Annotated in this window: 16 protein-coding genes and 2 pseudogenes; 10 read left to right on the forward strand and 8 right to left on the reverse strand. The window is 62.3% G+C overall.

Annotation, left to right across the window (positions count from 1 at the left end):
* Positions 1-91: 91 nt before the first annotated feature.
* Positions 92-199, forward strand: a pseudogene (locus ACFQ6H_RS06720) (transglycosylase family protein); the annotation flags it as partial.
* 337 nt (positions 200-536) lie between these two features.
* Here the strand turns inward: ACFQ6H_RS06720 and ACFQ6H_RS06725 are convergent.
* From ACFQ6H_RS06725 to ACFQ6H_RS06735, 3 genes and pseudogenes are all read right to left on the reverse strand, one after another.
* Positions 537-914, reverse strand: a pseudogene (locus tag ACFQ6H_RS06725) (NUDIX domain-containing protein); the annotation flags it as partial.
* A 137-nt stretch (positions 915-1,051) separates the two neighbouring features.
* Entirely contained in the window at positions 1,052-2,473 is a 1,422-nt protein-coding gene (locus ACFQ6H_RS06730) for an alpha/beta hydrolase (protein WP_378546613.1), read from the reverse strand.
* Positions 2,474-2,478: 5 nt separating this feature from the next.
* On the reverse strand, positions 2,479-2,751 hold the full coding sequence (locus ACFQ6H_RS06735) for a DUF2277 domain-containing protein (RefSeq protein WP_378546610.1): 273 nt from the start codon (positions 2,749-2,751) through the stop codon (positions 2,479-2,481).
* A gap of 132 nt (positions 2,752-2,883) precedes the next feature.
* On the opposite strand from ACFQ6H_RS06735, the gene ACFQ6H_RS06740 reads away from it, so the two are divergent.
* Together ACFQ6H_RS06740 and ACFQ6H_RS06745 are read left to right on the forward strand one after the other, a co-directional pair.
* Positions 2,884-3,762: a bile acid:sodium symporter family protein gene (locus ACFQ6H_RS06740; RefSeq protein WP_378448928.1), complete on the forward strand. Its 879-nt coding sequence runs from the start codon at positions 2,884-2,886 to the stop codon at positions 3,760-3,762.
* 103 nt (positions 3,763-3,865) lie between these two features.
* Entirely contained in the window at positions 3,866-4,855 is a 990-nt protein-coding gene (locus ACFQ6H_RS06745; RefSeq protein WP_378546608.1) for an ABC transporter substrate-binding protein, read from the forward strand.
* 48 nt (positions 4,856-4,903) lie between these two features.
* On the opposite strand, the gene ACFQ6H_RS06750 is transcribed toward ACFQ6H_RS06745, so the two are convergent.
* The gene (locus tag ACFQ6H_RS06750; RefSeq protein ID WP_378546605.1) at positions 4,904-5,491 is read right to left on the reverse strand and encodes a TetR/AcrR family transcriptional regulator; all 588 of its coding nucleotides are present in this window, start codon (positions 5,489-5,491) and stop codon (positions 4,904-4,906) included.
* A 95-nt stretch (positions 5,492-5,586) separates the two neighbouring features.
* Here ACFQ6H_RS06750 and ACFQ6H_RS06755 point away from each other — a divergent pair, with 95 nt between their 5' ends.
* Positions 5,587-6,987, forward strand: coding sequence for a cytochrome P450 (locus ACFQ6H_RS06755; RefSeq protein WP_378644863.1), 1,401 nt, complete (start codon positions 5,587-5,589; stop codon positions 6,985-6,987).
* Between the two features lie 96 nt (positions 6,988-7,083).
* The gene (locus ACFQ6H_RS06760) at positions 7,084-7,401 is read left to right on the forward strand and encodes a DUF4333 domain-containing protein (protein WP_283307079.1); all 318 of its coding nucleotides are present in this window, start codon (positions 7,084-7,086) and stop codon (positions 7,399-7,401) included.
* 53 nt (positions 7,402-7,454) lie between these two features.
* Here the strand turns inward: ACFQ6H_RS06760 and ACFQ6H_RS06765 are convergent, their stop codons facing one another.
* The 4 genes from ACFQ6H_RS06765 to ACFQ6H_RS06780 all read right to left on the reverse strand — a co-directional run bounded on the left by ACFQ6H_RS06765 (position 7,455) and on the right by ACFQ6H_RS06780 (position 11,404).
* A complete protein-coding gene (locus ACFQ6H_RS06765) occupies positions 7,455-8,603 on the reverse strand; it encodes an acetyl-CoA C-acetyltransferase (protein ID WP_378535149.1) in 1,149 nt (382 codons plus the stop codon).
* A gap of 11 nt (positions 8,604-8,614) precedes the next feature.
* A complete protein-coding gene (locus ACFQ6H_RS06770; RefSeq protein WP_378639507.1) occupies positions 8,615-9,286 on the reverse strand; it encodes a TetR/AcrR family transcriptional regulator in 672 nt (223 codons plus the stop codon).
* A 76-nt stretch (positions 9,287-9,362) separates the two neighbouring features.
* Positions 9,363-10,175, reverse strand: coding sequence for an SDR family oxidoreductase (locus ACFQ6H_RS06775; RefSeq protein ID WP_003945582.1), 813 nt, complete (start codon positions 10,173-10,175; stop codon positions 9,363-9,365).
* Positions 10,175-11,404, reverse strand: a complete 1,230-nt coding sequence (locus ACFQ6H_RS06780) for an acyl-CoA dehydrogenase family protein (RefSeq protein ID WP_378644866.1) — start codon at positions 11,402-11,404, stop codon at positions 10,175-10,177. The genes ACFQ6H_RS06775 and ACFQ6H_RS06780 overlap by 1 nt, the downstream gene beginning before the upstream one ends.
* A 55-nt stretch (positions 11,405-11,459) precedes the next feature.
* Between ACFQ6H_RS06780 and ACFQ6H_RS06785 the strand changes: the two genes are divergently transcribed.
* Genes ACFQ6H_RS06785 through ACFQ6H_RS06805 form a run of 5 tightly spaced genes read left to right on the forward strand, consistent with a single transcriptional unit; the run spans position 11,460 to position 17,041 of the window.
* Positions 11,460-13,001, forward strand: a complete 1,542-nt coding sequence (locus tag ACFQ6H_RS06785) for a FadD3 family acyl-CoA ligase (protein ID WP_378644868.1) — start codon at positions 11,460-11,462, stop codon at positions 12,999-13,001.
* Positions 12,998-13,870 carry an enoyl-CoA hydratase gene (locus tag ACFQ6H_RS06790; RefSeq protein ID WP_230814834.1) on the forward strand — a complete coding sequence of 291 codons (873 nt, stop codon included), beginning with the start codon at positions 12,998-13,000 and terminating at the stop codon, positions 13,868-13,870. The genes ACFQ6H_RS06785 and ACFQ6H_RS06790 overlap by 4 nt, the downstream gene beginning before the upstream one ends.
* Entirely contained in the window at positions 13,870-15,030 is a 1,161-nt protein-coding gene (locus tag ACFQ6H_RS06795) for an acyl-CoA dehydrogenase family protein (RefSeq protein ID WP_378644871.1), read from the forward strand. The genes ACFQ6H_RS06790 and ACFQ6H_RS06795 overlap by 1 nt, the downstream gene beginning before the upstream one ends.
* On the forward strand, positions 15,027-15,992 hold the full coding sequence (locus tag ACFQ6H_RS06800) for an acyl-CoA dehydrogenase family protein (protein WP_378644874.1): 966 nt from the start codon (positions 15,027-15,029) through the stop codon (positions 15,990-15,992). The genes ACFQ6H_RS06795 and ACFQ6H_RS06800 overlap by 4 nt, the downstream gene beginning before the upstream one ends.
* On the forward strand, positions 15,989-17,041 hold the full coding sequence (locus ACFQ6H_RS06805) for an acyl-CoA dehydrogenase family protein (protein WP_378644876.1): 1,053 nt from the start codon (positions 15,989-15,991) through the stop codon (positions 17,039-17,041). Before ACFQ6H_RS06800 ends, ACFQ6H_RS06805 begins: the two co-directional genes overlap by 4 nt.
* The last annotated feature ends 141 nt before the right edge of the window (positions 17,042-17,182 follow it).

Consider the following 17,182-nt stretch of genomic DNA (forward strand, 5'->3'; position numbering starts at 1 on the left):
CGATCCGGCGAACTCGGCGGCCCATCCTTGACCAGGCGTGCGAATCGGTCGGGTAAATCGCGTGGCCCGAATACTTCTCGACCACTGTGCGGGAGAAGGCGCTGGTGGCAACGCCAGCCAGGCAGAACAGGTCCGCGTCGCGGAGAACGTCTTTGCAGGCCAGGGCGTCGGCGCATGGTCGGTTTGCGGACAGTGCCTCCGCTGATCTCAGCTCGATTAGTCCGTCACTGCCCGCCCCTTAGGGCCCGCCTGATCCTGTTCCTCCGCCACTACTGTTGAAAGATGTTACGGCGGTGCGTGATCCGTCGGGATGACGCGGAGCGAGCGAGGTATATCGACTCGCCTTCCGATCCCCCATCATCCCGCGAAGAATCATCGACAACCTTTGGAGCATCCTTCTGAACCGGGTGCGAGAACTGACCGGTGCTGCCGTAGACGCGTACGGGATGGGTTCCTTGCGCACGTAGTGCTCCATAAGCCCAGCGTAGCCGCCTTTCGGCGCTGAAATGCTCGATTAAGGGAATGCCTCGTAGCCCTCACAGTGTCCGAACAAATCGATCCGGCGAACTCGGCGGCCCATCCTTGACCAGGCGTGCGAATCGGTCGGGTAAATCGCGTGGCCCGAATACTTCTCGACCGCAGTGTGACAGAAGGCGGTCAACGCTCCACCACTCGAAGTGCTCGACCAACTCCACGGCCAGCGCTTCGCGCCCCAACGATCCACAAGGATCGAATGCGACCGGTACCGGCACGAGGAAATAGTCATCGACCGCCCCGTCCCAACCCGGCAATATCGTCGGATCACGGATCTCCTCATGCCACACGTGTGTGGCGGCGCCGTAGTCGCGCAATCCGATCTCCTCGTCCAATTCGCGCGCGAGCGCCTCGGCCGGGGTTTCGTCTGCTTCCAAGCCGCCGCCTGGAGGACATCAGACCGTCAGCCCGCCCCCTGGCGCGATGAATCGGTAGAGCAGAAGACGGGACTGGCCGTCAACGACCAACCCCCTGGCCGAGTGCCTCAGACGCATGAGTGCCACTGTAAGTCAGCAGGTCAGGCGATGACGGCCAGCTCCGGAAGTCCGGCAACCACAACCGCGAGGTTGTAACCCGACATCCGCAGTTCTCCGTTGTCTCCGGTCCTCGCGTACTCCGCATGCCCGAACGCCCGCTCGTGCTTCACTCCGTCCGGGGTGATCCCTTCGGCCGTGGACAACCGATGGAACTCGGTGCGCGTCGGATCGCCGCCGAAACGGCCGAACCCCGCGATACTGTCGCCTTCCGCTTTCATGACGTAGACATGACGGTCGGCGATACCGAGATCTGACTCCACCTTGGCCCGCACTCCGGGTGAACCGTAGAAGACCACGTCGTCGACTGCGGCGCTGGCACCACGTTGCAACGCAAGAGAAGTCGCGAGCGATCCGTAAGAGTGGCCCAACGCGGTGATATGGACGCGTTCGTTGACCGACGCAGAACGAAGACCGTGAAAAAAGCTGCCCAATGCGTCGGCGGCTATGCCGGCCTTCGAAGATCGACTGACGTCGAAGCTGGCGCGACCGATGTCGAACTTTCCCGGCCCGATGACCTGTGGCGCGTCGTATCCGATCCAGGCGATCGTTGCCACGCTTTCCTTTCGACCGGCCAGTTCGAGTTGGCGCATCGCCTCGGCTCGCAATCGTGTCGCCTCGCCGACCATTCCGCGCATCGAGTCCTTGACGTTGGTGTTCAATCCGGGAATCGTCACGGAGATGTGATCCGCTGTGTCCGGATCACCGATCGCAATCGCGGCAAATCCTCGTTCACCCGAGCGCATGTCCATGAGCAGTAACCGTCGACAAGGTTCGGCGTGAAACAACTCGTCGAGCGCGTCCAAATCCTCGAGTTTACGTTCGGCGTACCACTGGCCCGCCCCGGTGTTACTCAGCCTGCCACCGAAGAACTCCCGGTGAAGTTCTTGCGAGATTCGCACCGAATCATCTTGCAGCCGTGCTCGTTCTGATTGAATCCGATCGAGATTGGCGGGACTTCGCACCGCTGCGGGAATGCCGTCGAGGTTGGCAATCAGACTGGGTGCATGGCGCAACATCTGACGCTGCCGATCAAGGCTGAATGCTCGCCACTCCTCTCCCACACGCACAGCCTTGTCACGGAGGTCGGTGCCAACCTGGGACCGAAGCGACAACGCATGATGAAGATCCGCGCTGACCAGCAGTGCCTCACCGATCAGTTCGCGAACGGCAACCTCGAGCAGTTGGGCGTGCACGTGGAGCGGGTGTCCGTCCGCGATGGGCGCAACCGCAGAGACGGTTCCGTCCTGGCGAATATGCAAGTCGTCGGCGACGGCTTCTTTGCGCAGCGTATTCAGCCGTCGACGGATGTCGCGGACGCGATGAGCGACCAGAACGCCTTCGAGCCCAGCGGACAGCTGATCCAAAGCTTCGACGTCCCATACGTCGATATCTGTGAGATCCACTCGAGTCAGGACGAGCGAGCTGCGATCCGAGCCTGTACTTCCGGACGACGCAACGGCGGGACCGTCTGAGGTGGCTGCCTACGAGGCGGCAGGGCGCTGAGCAGGCGCGTCGTCGTTTCGGTTACCTCATGCACTGCCTGTTCGAAGGCATCTCGGTTGGCGTCGGACACCTTGGCTATTCCGCTCACCTTACGTACGTATTGGCGAGAGGCTGCCTCGATTTCCTCCGGCGTAGCTGCGGGCTCGAGTCCACGAAGTTCAGTGATGTTTCGGCACATAATTCGACGATAACCCTGCTCACCGACGCCGTCACGGTTCGATACATCAATGTATCCAAACTGCCACGCAGATCCGGGCATCACGGTAGTTTCAGTGAAATTCCCCCAGTGACTGGAAGTAGCCACTAACTCATGGACTCAGCACTCACCTCGGTCGGTCTCCCCGCCGCACTCGCCATCATCATGTTCGGCCTCGGGCTGTCCCTGACAGTCGGAGATTTTGCCCGCGTGGCAAAAGCGCCCAAGGCCGTCTCGATCGCTCTGATCTGTCAATTGTTGTTGCTGCCGGCCGCAGCCTTCGGCTTGGTCACCTTGTTCGACCTCGACCCACTACTCGCCGTCGGCATGATGCTCCTCGCCGCGTCACCGGGTGGCACCACGGCAAACCTGTTCAGTCACCTGTTCCGCGGCGACGTTGCCCTCAATGTGACACTGACTGCGGTCAATTCGGTGATCGCGGTGGTCACCCTTCCGTTGATCACCAACTTCGCGTTGGGTTACTTCGAACCCGAGGACGCGGACGGCACTCTCGGACTTCAGTTCACGAAGGTCCTCCAGGTCTTTGCCGTCGTCCTGATTCCGGTCGCCCTCGGAATGTGGGTTCGGTTGCGCTCGAGCGCCTTTGCCGAGCGCATGGACAAGCCCGTCCGCATCGGATCCGCGATTGTTCTCGCGCTGGTGATCGTCGGAACGGTTGTATCCGAGCGCGATAACATCGCGGACTATCTCGTCGACATCGGCGTCGTCGCTGCATTGTTCTGCCTGCTGAGCCTCTCGATCGGCTACATCGTTCCCCGAATCTTCGGCATCGAGGACCGTCAGGCCATCGCCAGTTCCATGGAAATCGGCATCCACAACAGCACGTTGGCGATCACCATCGCCGTCAGTCTTCTCGACAACGTGCAATTGGCAGTACCGGCCGCGGTGTACGGCGTTCTCATGTTCCCGCTCGCCGCCGCCTTCGGCGCCACCATCACCCGCAAGTCACGGACGATGGCCGAAATCGACTAATATCAGGCGGTTTTCGATATAGGTGATCTGGTATCGCCAACCCTACGATCGATACGGACTCAGACCGAAGGGTATCGAAAAAATGCTGACCAATACACCTACCGTGCCAGACGAACGCGTCTGGCAAGAGCTAGTCGACGCACTTACCCGTCGCCAATTCGGCATCGGAGCCGGGATGGCAGCAGTAGCAACTATTCTGTCGTCCTGCAGTTCCAGCGACGGTTCAGGCACCGCTGATGACGCTCAAATGCGCACCGTCACCACGCCGTTGGGGACCTATGACATCCCTACCAACCCCAAGCGGGTCTTGGCCGTCGACGCCCGAACCGACCTCGAGCTCGCCATTGCCTTGGAACTACCGGTCTTCGGATACAACATCTCACCCGCCACCGAGTGGGTGCCTGTCGACGGCTCGGCCGAATACCTCAGCGACAAGCCCAATCTGGAGCAGATACTCGGACTCGCACCCGATCTCATCATCTGCGTCAACGCCGACAACGAGTACTGGCCCGCTGCAAAGCTCCAAGCCATCGCTCCTGTCCTGACGACCGAATCGAAGCAGACGTGGCGGGAGAACCTGACCCGGCTCTCCGATTGGCTGGGACGAACACCCACCATGGATCGCCTGATCACCGATTACGACGCTCTGATCACCGACATTCGCACTCGACACGCTTCCGCGATCGCGGGCAAAACCGTCGCAAGCTTGTCCTACAGTCCGGACAAAGCCACGATCTACATCGACAGCCTGCCCGTGTCGGAGGAAACGGGAAAGAAGAATCGTCAACCCACCGACATGACGCTCGCCGATATCGGCGGAAGAACATTGAACACAACCGGTTTCGATAATCAGGGGCGACTGAGCATCGAGGAGATGGATCGTCTGCAAGACTGCGAAGCGTTCATGGTTTCCGTCACCGACAGCAGCGACACCACCTTCGATCAACTCTCGGACAACAAGTTGTGGCAACGACTTCCGGCTGTGCAGGCCGGGAACGTCACCGTTCTGCAAGGAAGTACGTACTACGGGTCCATCTACACCAACATGTACGTCGCCAAGGGCTGGGACGAACTTTATTCGACGCTCGACTAGTCGGACTTGTCCATGGAAATGCCGACCGCTCCCACGCGGTCGGCATTTTCACGTTTCGAGGTCGATGCCCAACGCTCCGGAGAGGGTTCGCAGACAGATCACCCTCAACTCCTCGTGCGGTATGGAAGGTTGGTCGAGCCAGTCGAGACACACGGCCCGGACGAATGCGATCCATCCCCGCACCGCGACTGCAGCGATCTGTCTTTGTTCGCCCTCGAATCCGAGTGCGTCGAGGATCCGAATCTGTTGTTGTTCGAGTTCCCGTTCGACGATCGCTCGGATACCTGCCTCAGCCGAGAGCGTCCCGACGTTGATGGCGCGCACTCCCCTACTGTGTGACCTCACGTACGCGAAGTAGGCATCCAACCCGGCTGCCACCTGTTCGCGCACCGGTAGCGTCGCGTCCGGTGCGGTCACCTCGAGTAAGTGCTGCGATTCGCGCTCGACGATTGCCGCGAAGAAGTCTCGTTTGGTCGGGAAATAGTGGTACATCAACCCGCGCGAGACGCCTGCGATCTCGGCAACCTCTTCGATCCAGACGTCCTCGTACGAGCGATCGGCAAAAAGTTGCGCGCCGATGTCGAGCAACTGCGTGCGCCGCTGCTCTCGGTCCAGGCGTTTTCGTGGTGCAACCATAGGCAAGTCAGATTACTACTTGACACCAATTCAGTAAGGCGTATTTTGCGTACTAGACACCAATTCAGTAAGCGATCTCACCCGGGGGACACATCATGAGCGTCGACACCACTCCAGAGGCGACGACCGATGCTCGGATCCCGCATCCGGCATGGCGCCTGCCAGTCCTAGGCGACGTCCTCGGGATCAACATTCGGACGCCACTGCAGAACTCCGTGAGCATCGGCCGCGAACTCGGCCCGATCTTCGAAAGAAACGTCCTGGGAAATCGCTTTGTCTTCGCCTCGGGCGCAGACATGGTGGCAGAACTGTCCGACGAGTCCCGGTTCGCAAAACACCTTGCACCAGGAGTGAAGGCGCTACGCGGAATCGGCGGCGACGGATTGTTCACTGCCTACAACCACGAGCCCAACTGGGGCAAGGCACACAATCTCCTGGCACCGGCGTTCAGCCAGACTGCGATGCGCTCGTACCACCGCACCATGCTCGACGTGGTCGGCGAGTTGGTCGACCATTGGGACAGTCGTGAAAGTGACTCCCCCATCGACGTCTCCGCAGACATGACCAAGCTGACGCTGGAGACCATCGGACGCACTGGATTCAGCTACTCGTTCGACTCTTTCGAACGTGAAGAGCAGCATCCGTTCGTCAAGGCAATGGTCGGAGCGCTCTCCCATTCACAGCGCACGACATTCCTGAAGTCGACCGCCCTCGGGCGAGTGCTCGCACGTCGCGCCGATCAACGTGACGAGGTCCGCAAGGCGTTCATGGCCGAGGTTGTGGACGAGGTGATCCGTGCCCGGCGCACAAGTACCGAACCGGGGCCCGAAGACTTACTCGAACTGATGCTGCGGGCAGCTCGCGAAAACGATCCCAACCGTATCGACGAACTGAATATCCGCCATCAGGTCGTGACGTTCCTCGTCGCCGGGCACGAAACAACCTCCGGCGCTTTGTCGTTCGCACTGTATTACCTCTCGCAAAACCCTGACGTACTGGCCAAGGCACAAGCTGAGGTCGACAAGGTCTGGGAGGGCGAGGAGCCCGCATTCGAGAAGATCGCGAAACTTCGATACGTACGACGCGTCCTCGACGAATCATTGCGTCTGTGGCCGACAGCACCGGCATACGGCCGCGCGGCACTCGAAGACACCACGCTCGTTGGGAAGTATCCGATGAAGAAGGGCGACTGGATGCTCGTGCTCATCCCGTCACTTCATCGTGATCCGGTGTGGGGCAACGATCCCGAGACTTTCGATCCGGATCGTTTCCTGCCTGCCAACATCAAGGCCAGGCCGGCGCACGTGTACAAGCCGTTCGGAACGGGTGAACGTGCCTGCATCGGACGACAATTCGCCATTCACGAAGCGGTTCTCGTGTTGGGCACCATCTTGCAGAAATACACGATCGAAGCCGATCCGGATTACGAACTGAAGGTGGCCGAACGGCTCACCCTCATGCCCGAAGGCTTCAACTTGACGGTCCGTCGACGGTGACCTCGAAAAACTCGTCAAGTAAGTCGGTTGAACAGTCCCAAATGCGGTAATCCCAGAGCTGGCAGCAGCGAGCAGCGGCGCACCCTGGGAGTTCACATGACAAAGAGGCCTGCAGTGGGAATCGTCTTACTCTCGGTGGCATTGGCCACGGGAGCGTGCTCGGCGAGCGTCGGGACGCCGCAAGTGGACAAGTCCGAAGTCGCGAGTCAGATCTCCACTCAACTCGCGGAGAAGATCGGCGAGCCACCCGACGACGTGACGTGTCCGGAGAACCTTGACGCCGAAGTCGGCGCGACGATCACTTGCATCCTGACCGAAGAGGGCACCGAATACGACGTCACAGCTACCGTGACCAGCGTTGACGGTGAAAGCGCCAACTTCGACATCAAGGTTGCGGATGTGCCGAACAACTAACTGCTGTGCGCCTTTATTAACCGCCGGCGGTTAATAAAGGCGCACAGCAGGGATCAGATACGCTCGATAATCGTCGCGTTTGCGGTGCCGCCACCTTCACAGATGGTCAGCAGACCGTAACGGCCGCCGGTGCGCTCGAGTTCGTTCAGCAGGGTTGCCATCAACTTGGTGCCGGTGGCGCCGAGCGGGTGGCCGAGTGCGATCGCGCCGCCGTTGACGTTGACCTTGGCCGGATCTGCACCGATTTCCTTGATCCAGGCCAGGACCACCGGGGCGAAAGCTTCGTTGATCTCGACGATGTCGATGTCCTCGATGCTCAGACCGGCCTTCGCGAGAGCATGCTTCGTGGCCGGGATCGGCGCGCTGAGCATGAAGATCGGGTCGTCGCCGCGTGCGCTGAGGTGATGAATCCGGGCGCGGGGCTTGAGGTTGTACTTCTCCACCGCTTCCGCCGACGCCAGCAGCAGCGCACTCGCGCCGTCGGAGATCTGGCTTGCCACTGCTGCGGTCATGCGGCCGTCTTCGACGAGAACCTTGAGCGTCGCCATCTTTTCGAGGCTGGTCTCGCGGGGTCCTTCGTCGACGGTCGCGTCACCCATGGCGACGATCTCGTTGTCGAAACGACCCGCGGCGATCGCAGCCTTGGCGCGCTCATGGCTCTGCAGGGCCCACTTCTCGAGCTCTTCGCGGCTGATGTCCCACTTCTCGGCGATCATCTCGGCGCCCTTGAACTGGGAGACTTCCTGGTCACCGTAACGCTCGGTCCAACCGACCGAACCCGAAGTCGGCGTGTCGAATCCGTACTGCTGGCCGACGATCATCGCTGCCGAGATCGGAATCTGGCTCATGTTCTGAACGCCGCCGGCGACGATCAGATCCGCGGTGCCCGACAGGATGGCCTGAGCGCCGAAGTGCACTGCCTGCTGACTCGAACCGCACTGACGGTCGACGGTCACACCGGGAACGTGCTCCGGGAATCCCGCTGCGAGCCAGGACATACGGGCGATGTTGCCGGCCTGACCGCCGATGGCGTCGACGCAACCGAAGATCACGTCGTCGACGTCACTGGGGTCGATACCGGTGCGCTCGACCAGTGCCTTGACGACGTGCGCACCGAGATCGATGGGGTGCACGCCGGACAGCGCGCCGCCCCTCTTGCCGATTGGTGTGCGAATGGCGTCGACGATGTAAACCTCGGACATAGCGTTAGCTCCTAGTTTCGTTGTGCAGCAATAGTTCTTGAAGTTGATTCAGCACTAGCTTCTGAAGTTGTTGCCGGATCGGAGAGCCCGTCGAGCACGATCGCGAGATATTGAGCCGCGACGGCGTGAGCCGAGAGGGATCCACCCGGGCGGTACCAGCGAACCGCGACCCACACTGTGTCGCGCATGAATCGGAAGACCAATTCGACGTCGATGTCGGAACGGAAGGTCCCGTCCGCGACGCCGGCTTCGAGGACGCCGACCCACAGGTCCCGGAACTCGGTGTTGCGCTCGGCCAGGTAAGCGAAGCGCTCGTTCCCGACGAGGTGCTTGACCTCGTCCTGGTAGATCGCAACGGCCGAGTGCGAGGCGTCGATGGCCTCGTACGACGTCACTACCAGCGCTTCGAGCGTCGCGCGACTGTCCAACCCCGCCGCAACGATCTCGCGGTATTTCCCGAAGAGTTCGTCGAGGAACTGGTGGAGGATCTCGTCGACCATCGACTCCTTGGAATCGAAATGGTGATACAGACTCCCGGAGAGGATCCCGGCGGCGTCGGCGATGTCGCGGACGGTCGTCGCGCGCACTCCGCGATCGGCGAACAGCCCGGCCGCGATCTCGAGCAGCTCGTCGCGGCGCCCGGACTTGCCGTTGGATTCGTCGGAATTTCGAGGTGGCGTCATGTATTCAATCCTATCCAGGGCCCTCCCCTGTGCGCGGTCAGCGAGTCCAGGGACTCCTTAACCGCGCACGGGGACGCTAGGCCCTCTGCGAAGAAACGGAGACGATCTCGCCGGTCATGTAGGTGGAGTAGTCGCTGGCGAGCATCGCGATGACCGTTGCGATCTCCCAGACCTCCGCGGCGCGGCCGTAGGCCTCGCCGGAAGCCAACTGGTCGAGCAGTTCCTCACTGGTGACCTTCGCCAGGAACGCGTGACGCGCAATGGAGGGCGAGACCGCGTTGATACGGACTCCGTACTCCGCTGCTTCGATTGCGCTGCACCGAGTCAGCGCCATGACACCGGCCTTGGCTGCGGCGTAGTGCGCCTGGGAATGCTGCGCCCGCCAACCGAGAACGGACGCGTTGTTCACCAGAACACCGCCGTGGGGAACGCTCTTGAAGTACCGCAGCGCGGCGCGCGTCGAACGGAAAGTGCTGTTGAGGGTGATGTCGAGAACGCGATCCCACTGATCGTCCGTCATGTCGACGACGGGAGTCTCGCCGCCCAGGCCGGCGTTGTTGACGACGATGTCGATGCGCCCCAACTTCTCGGCGGCGCCGACGAACAGCGCGTCGACCTGCTCGGTGCTCGACACGTCGCAGATGATCGATTCGACCTGCTGACCGGGGAATTCGGCCTTCAGCTTCTCCACCGTCTCACCAAGACGACGCTCGTGGAAGTCGGAGACGAGAACGTCGCCGCCTTCGAGAAGCACCCTGCGCGCAGTTGAGAAACCGATGCCGGTTCCGGCCGCGGCAGTGATGATTGCCTTCTTGCCCGCGAGCAGTCCGTGACCCGGCGTTTCCTCGGGCGCAACGGAAAGCGGGGACGCGGCTTTGGTGTCAGACATTAACGAGCCTCTCGGGGAAGACCGAGCACGCGCTCGGAAATGATGTTGCGCTGAATTTCGTTGGAGCCGCCGTAAATCGTGTCGGCGCGGGTGAAGAGGAAGAGGCGTTGCCACTCGTCGAGCTCGAGATGTTCGGGGTCGGTGATGTCCGAGGCATTGCCCTCGGAATCCGCCCAAGGCGCAACCAACGACGACGCACCTTGCACGTCCATCGCCAGCTGTCCCAGATCACGATGCCAGTTGGCCCACAACAGTTTTGCGACGGACGCTTCTCCGCCACCGGTTCCGGCGTCGACCGCGTCGAGAGTACGCATCGCGTGGGCGCGCATCACGCGCAGACCGACCCAGGCGCGCGCGATCTTTTCGCGGATGTGCGGATCCTGGTCACTGCCATTGGCTTTCGCCAGGTCGACGACGCCTTGGAGCTCGCGGGCAAATCCGATCTGCTGTCCGAGCGTGGATACACCGCGCTCGAAGGTGAGCAGCCCCATCGCGATCTTCCAGCCCTCGCCAGGTTCGCCGACCACCAGATCGGCGTCGGTCACGGCGTCGTCGAAGAAGACCTCGTTGAACTCCGACGTACCGGTGAGCTGCTGGATGGGCCGAACTGTCACACCGGGCTGATCCAACGGGACCAGCAGGAAGCTCAAGCCCTGATGACGCTTGGAGCCCACTTCGGTGCGGCAGACCACGAAGCACCATTGCGCGACGTGGGCCAGCGAGGTCCACACCTTCTGGCCGTTGATGATCCACTTGCCGTTTTCGAGGCGTGCGGTGGTGGAGACGTTCGCGAGGTCGGAACCGGCGCCGGGCTCGGAATAGCCCTGCGACCACAGTTCACTGACCGTGTTGATGCCCGGAAGGAATCGACGCTTCTGCTCCTCGGTGCCGAACGCGATCAGCGTCGGGCCGAGCAGCTCTTCACCGATGTGGCTGACGCGAGCGGGCGCGCCGGCCTTTGCGTACTCCTGATGGAAGATGACCTGCTGAGCGATGCTTGCTCCCCGTCCGCCGAATTCCTTCGGCCACCCGAGGCACGTCCATCCTGCGGCTGCGAGGTGCTTGTCCCACTCGAGTCGTTGCTCGAAGAACTCGTGCTCGCTGCCGGGGCCGCCCTTACCCTTGAGCTGGGCGAATTTGCCCGTCAAGTTCTCGGCCAACCACTGCGCGACCGTGGTCGCAAACTCGTCGTCCGTCATCTGCCCGTCCGGGCTCTCGCTCTGGTCCACATATGTAAGATAACCTACCAAGCACTTGCTAGGTAGCGTGTCAGGTAGGAGTCCAGTGACCGAACAACCGAGAACCATCCCATCAGCCCTCATCCGGGCCGCCGAGGAGTTCGGTGAGCGCGCGGCTATCGCCGATGGCGACACCCGACTGACCTTCGCACAGCTGCACCAGCGTGTCCGCGATTTCGCCGGCGCACTGATCAACCGTGGGGTGAAGGCAGGCGACCGCGTCGTCATCTGGGCGCCCAACACATACCACTGGGTGATCGCCCTGCTCGGCGCTCAGTACGCCGGCGCAGCCATCATTCCGATCAACACTCGATACACCGGCACCGAAGCTCTCGACATCATCGAGCGCGTCGACGCCGCGGCTCTGGTCATCGTCGGCACGTTCCTCAAGGCCGATCGGTACCAGCAGTTGCTCGACGCCAACCCGAGCCTGTCGATCCCCACCGTCATCCAGGTACCGATCGACGGAAACGACGACCGAGACGGCGTCATCGAGTTCGAGGACTTCCTCGCGCTCGCCACCGACGCCGCCCGCACCGAGGCCGACGCCCGCGCTGCGAAGGTGCAGCCCGACGACGTCAGCGACATCCTCTTCACCTCCGGCACCACAGGACGCAGCAAGGGCGCGATCACCGCGCATCGTCAGTCCATCGCCGTTGCCAAGTCGTGGGGCGAATGCGCCGAGGTCACCGCTGACGACAACTTCCTCATCATCAGCCCGTTCTTCCACACATTCGGGTACAAGGCCGGAATCCTGGTCTGTCTGTTGAACGGTGCGACGATCGTGCCGGTGTCAGTCTTCAACATCGACGACACCCTCGCACTGGTCAACAGCGAGAAGATCAGCATCCTGCCCGGCGCCCCGACGATCTACCAGACCATCCTCGACCACCCCCGCCGCAGCGAGTACGACCTGTCCTCGCTCCGCATCGCGATCACCGGCGCCGCACCCGTGCCGGTTGCTCTCGTCGAGCGCATGCAAGCAGAGCTTTTCGACGCCGTCCTCACGGCATACGGCCTGACCGAGGCGGTCGTTGCGACGATGTGCCGCACCGACGACGATCCGGTCACCGTCTCCACCAGTTCCGGCCGCGCAACAGCCGATTTCGAGGTCAAGATCGGCGACCAGGGCGAGATCCTGCTTCGTGGACCGAACGTCATGCTCGGGTACCTCGACGACCCGGAATCCACCGCCAAGGCAATCGACGCCGACGGCTGGCTGCACACCGGAGACATCGGAACCCTCGACGAGCGTGGATATCTCGACATCACCGACCGTCTCAAGGACATGTACGTCAGCGGCGGATTCAACGTCTACCCCGCCGAGATCGAGGGGATGTTGGCTCGCCTGCCCGGTGTCCACGAATCGGCTGCCATCGGCATCCCCGATCACCGGATGGGAGAGGTGGGCCGCGTCTACATCGCCCAACTCGACGGCGCCGGCCTCACCGAAGAGTCGGTGATCGCCTTCCTCAAGGAGAAGATCGCCGGCTTCAAGGTGCCCCGCGAGGTGCGCTTCGTCGATCACCTGCCCCGAAATCCCTCGGGCAAGGTCCTCAAAACGGTTCTGCGTGAGGAACAGTCATGACTGTTCCTTTCGAAGCCGACGTCGTGACCTACGAGGTTCGTGACTCGGTCGCCGTCGTGACCTTAAATCGTCCCGATTACCGCAACGCCCAGAACTCGGTCGTGACGTACGCCCTCGACGCGGCATTCCAGCGCGCCGTCGAAGACGACGACGTGAAGGTGATCGTCCTGGCAGGCAACGGACCGCACTTCAGTGCCGGTCACGACCTGGGGACCCCGGGACGCGACCATCACGTCGAATACGAGAACAAGGCCACCATGTGGTGGGATCACGTCGACAAGCCAGGCGGTGACCAGCGTTTCGCCCGCGAGATGGAGGTCTACCTGGGCATGTGCCGTCGCTGGCGGGAGATCCCCAAGCCCACCATCGCGATGGTGCAAGGCGCCTGCATAGCCGGCGGACTGATGCTCGCCTGGGTCTGCGACATGATCGTCGCGTCCGACGACGCCTTCTTCTCCGATCCCGTTGTCCGCATGGGTATCCCCGGCGTCGAATACTTCGCGCACCCGTGGATGGTCGGTTCACGATTCGCCAAGGAAATGCTCTTCACCGGCGATCGGTTCACTGCGCAACGTGCCTACGAAATCGGCATGGTGAACCGCGTCGTCGCCCGCAAGCACCTCGAGAAGGAGACGTTCGAGCTCGCCGGACGTATCGCCGAGATGCCGCGCTTCGGACTGGCTTTGACCAAGAAAGCCGTCAATCAGTGCGAGGACCAGATGGGGATGCGTAACGGCATCGATTCCGTCTTCGGTCTGCATCACTTCGCTCACGCTCACAACGCCGAGGTAGGCAAAGACTCGCTTGGTGGTCTCGACGCCAAAGCTATGGCTGCCAGTGCTCGCACACCGCAGGAAGGAACAAACTAGTGGATCTCGTATTCGACGACGCCACAACCGCATTCCGTGACGAGGTCCGCTCGTTCCTGGAGGCGAACGTCCCCGCCACTCCGCTCAAGTCCATGGACACGGCCGAAGGCTTCGAAGAACATCGGCAGTGGGAACACACCCTCGCCGACGCCGGTTACGCCGTCGTGTCCTGGCCCAAGGAACTCGGTGGCCGCGACGCGTCCCTGCTCGAATGGGTCGTCTTCGAGGAGGAATACTACCGCTCGGGTGCGCCCGGTCGCGTGAGCCAGAACGGCATCTTCCTGTTGGCTCCCACACTGTTCGAGCATGCAAATGCCGAGCAGTTGGCTCGCATCATGCCGCGTATGGCTCGTGCCGACGACATCTGGGCACAGGCTTGGTCCGAGCCCGAGTCCGGTTCCGACCTCGCGAGCCTGCGTTCGAGCGCCAAGAAGGTCGACGGCGGTTGGCTGCTCAACGGCCAGAAGACGTGGAGTTCGCGCGCCAGCTACGCAGACTGGGGCTTCGGCTTGTTCCGCTCCGATCCGGATGCGCAGCGCCACAAGGGCATCACGTATTTCATGTTCGACCTCCGCTCGAAGGGTGTCACCGTTCGCCCGATCGATCAGCTCGACGGTGAGCCCGGCTTCGCCGAGATCTTTCTCGAGGATGTCTTCGTTCCGGACGACCCGTCCAACCCCGGCGAGTCCGGTGTGATCGGAAACGTCAACGAAGGTTGGCGCGTCGCGATGAGCACCGCAAGCAACGAGCGTGGTCTCTCGCTGCGCAGCCCCGGCCGCTTCCTCGCGACAGTCGACCGCCTGCTCGAGCTGTACAAGTCCAGCGGACGCACTGACGACGGCGCGCTGCGCAACCAGGTCGCCGATGCCTGGATCGGCGCTCGCGCTTACCAACTCAACACATTCGGCACCGTCACCCGTCTGGCCGACGGTGGACAGCTCGGCGCCGAGTCCTCGATCAACAAGGTCTTCTGGTCCGAGTGGGACATCGCCACCCACGAGACTGCTCTCGAACTTCAGGGCCCTGAAGCCGAGTTGGCCGACAACTGGATGGACGGATACCTGTTCTCCCTGTCCGGCCCGATCTATGCAGGCACCAACGAGATTCAGAAAAACGTCATCGCTGAGCGTCTGCTCGGCCTACCGAAGGCGGACCGATGAGATTCGCGCTCGACTCCTCCCACCAGGACTTCGCTGCAAGCATCGATGCACTGCTGACCAAGTCCGACATGCCCGCCGTCATCCGTTCGTGGAACGACGGTGACACCGAGCCAGGCAAGAAGCTCTGGCAGCGCCTTGCCGAGACCGGCGTCAACGGCCTCGTCATCTCCGAAGAGCACGACGGGCTCGGCGCCGACGCCGTCGACCTGGTCGTTGCGCTCGAACAGCTCGGTCGCCACGCAGTACCCGGACCGGTCGTCGAAACGATCGCCGTGGCGCCGACGCTCCTGGCTTCCGTTGCACCGGAACGTCTCTCTGCTCTCGCCGAGGGGTCACTGGCAACCGTCGCCGCTCCCCCGCACACACCGTTTGCGCTCGACGCCAATGCAGTGGACCTGGTGCTACTTGCACAGGACGGCGCGGTCTCCGTGGGCATCCCCGGCGAGGCCAAGGCGTCGGTGGATCTCTCCCGCAAGCTCTACGAGGTTTCCGCCGGCGAATCGCTGGGCTCTGCCGACTTCTCGGCAGCCTTCGACATGGGCGCTCTTGCCACTGCCGCGCAGTTGCAGGGTCTCGGCCAGACACTACTCGAGGTCACCACCGAATACGCTAAGCAGCGCAAGCAGTTCGGCAAGGTCATCGGACAGTTCCAGGCCATGAAGCACCACCTGGCCGAGGTTGCCGTCTCCCTCGAGATGGCCCGCCCCCTGCTGCACGGTGCCGCACTGTCGGTTCGCGATCAGTCGGCCGACGCCTCGCGTGACATTTCAGCCGCCAAGGTCGCGTGCGGCGATGCCGCCTACAAGGCCGCCCGCGTCGGACTCCAGGTTCACGGCGCCATCGGCTACACGATGGAACATGATCTCTCCCTGTGGCTCACCAAGGTGCGGGCGCTACTCGCCGCCTGGGGCACACCGTCCGAGCATCGTGCGCGCGTCGTCGAAGCACTGGTTGCATCATGAGCATCGACACCGAAGACCAGGCAGCATTGCGCGCGTCGGTACGCGATCTCCTGAGCAAGCATTCCGACTCCGCTGCCGTCCGCGCCGCCATCACCACCGAGATCGGCTACGACGCCGCGTTGTGGAGCAAGCTGTGCGAGCAGATCGGCGTCGCCGCGCTGGCGATTCCCGAGGAGTTCGACGGCGTCGGAGCAGGTTTGGGCGAGGTACACGTGGTCCAGGAGGAACTGGGCCGCACGCTGACACCCTCACCGATGTTGGGTTCCGCGATTCTTGCCGCACAGGCACTGCTGCTTTCCGGTGACAACGACGCATGCTCTCGACTGCTGCCCGGTGTCGCGGCCGGTGAGAGCACGCTCGCCCTGTGCTGGGCGGGCACCGCTGGTTGGAGCACCTTCGGCGTCGAGGCAACCGAGGATGCGTTGACCGGCACGGCGTCGTATGTCCTCGACGGGCACGTCGCAGACACCCTGCTAGTTCTGACTGCCGACGGGTTCTACGAAGTGGATCCCGCCGCCGAGGGCGTCTCCCGCCGACGCGTCCCCACCATGGATCCGACACGAACGCTGGCGGAGGTCACGTTCTCCGGTGTTCGCGGTCGACCACTGCAGTGGTCAGAAGATCTGGTCGATCGAATCCGAACCGTCGTCCTGATCGCGTTGTCTGCAGAGCAGGTCGGCGCAGCCGCAGCGATCGTCGAACAGACCGTCGAATACACCAAGTCGCGCAAGCAGTTCGGTCGCGCGATCGGTTCTTTCCAGGCCCTCAAGCACCGGATGGCTGACATGTACACGTTGGTCGAGACGGCGCGGTCGATGACGTACGCAGCCGTGGCGACGCAGTCGGCCGACGATGCGGCGGTGGCGAAGGTCTACTGCTCGGAAGCGTTGCAGCAGATCACCTCCGAAGCGGTTCAGTTGCACGGCGGAATCGCGATCACCTGGGAGCACGACGCTCAGCTGTACTTCAAGCGTGCACACGGCAGCGCTCAGCTTTTCGGTCAGCCGAGCACCTACCTGCCGAGCCTCGCGCAGGCAGCGGGTTTGTAGGACACGTCGGTGCTTGTTCGCTCGGGATTGCGAGCGAACAAGCACCAATGGTGCCCAGTCAGTGGAATGCCCAGCAGATTAATAGCTCTGGATCGCGCAGAATCGAAACCAGACAGCTGTCCATCCCACAGACCGGAGTTT

The organism is Rhodococcus sp. NPDC056506, assembly GCF_042794945.1.
Classification (GTDB): domain Bacteria; phylum Actinomycetota; class Actinomycetes; order Mycobacteriales; family Mycobacteriaceae; genus Rhodococcus_F.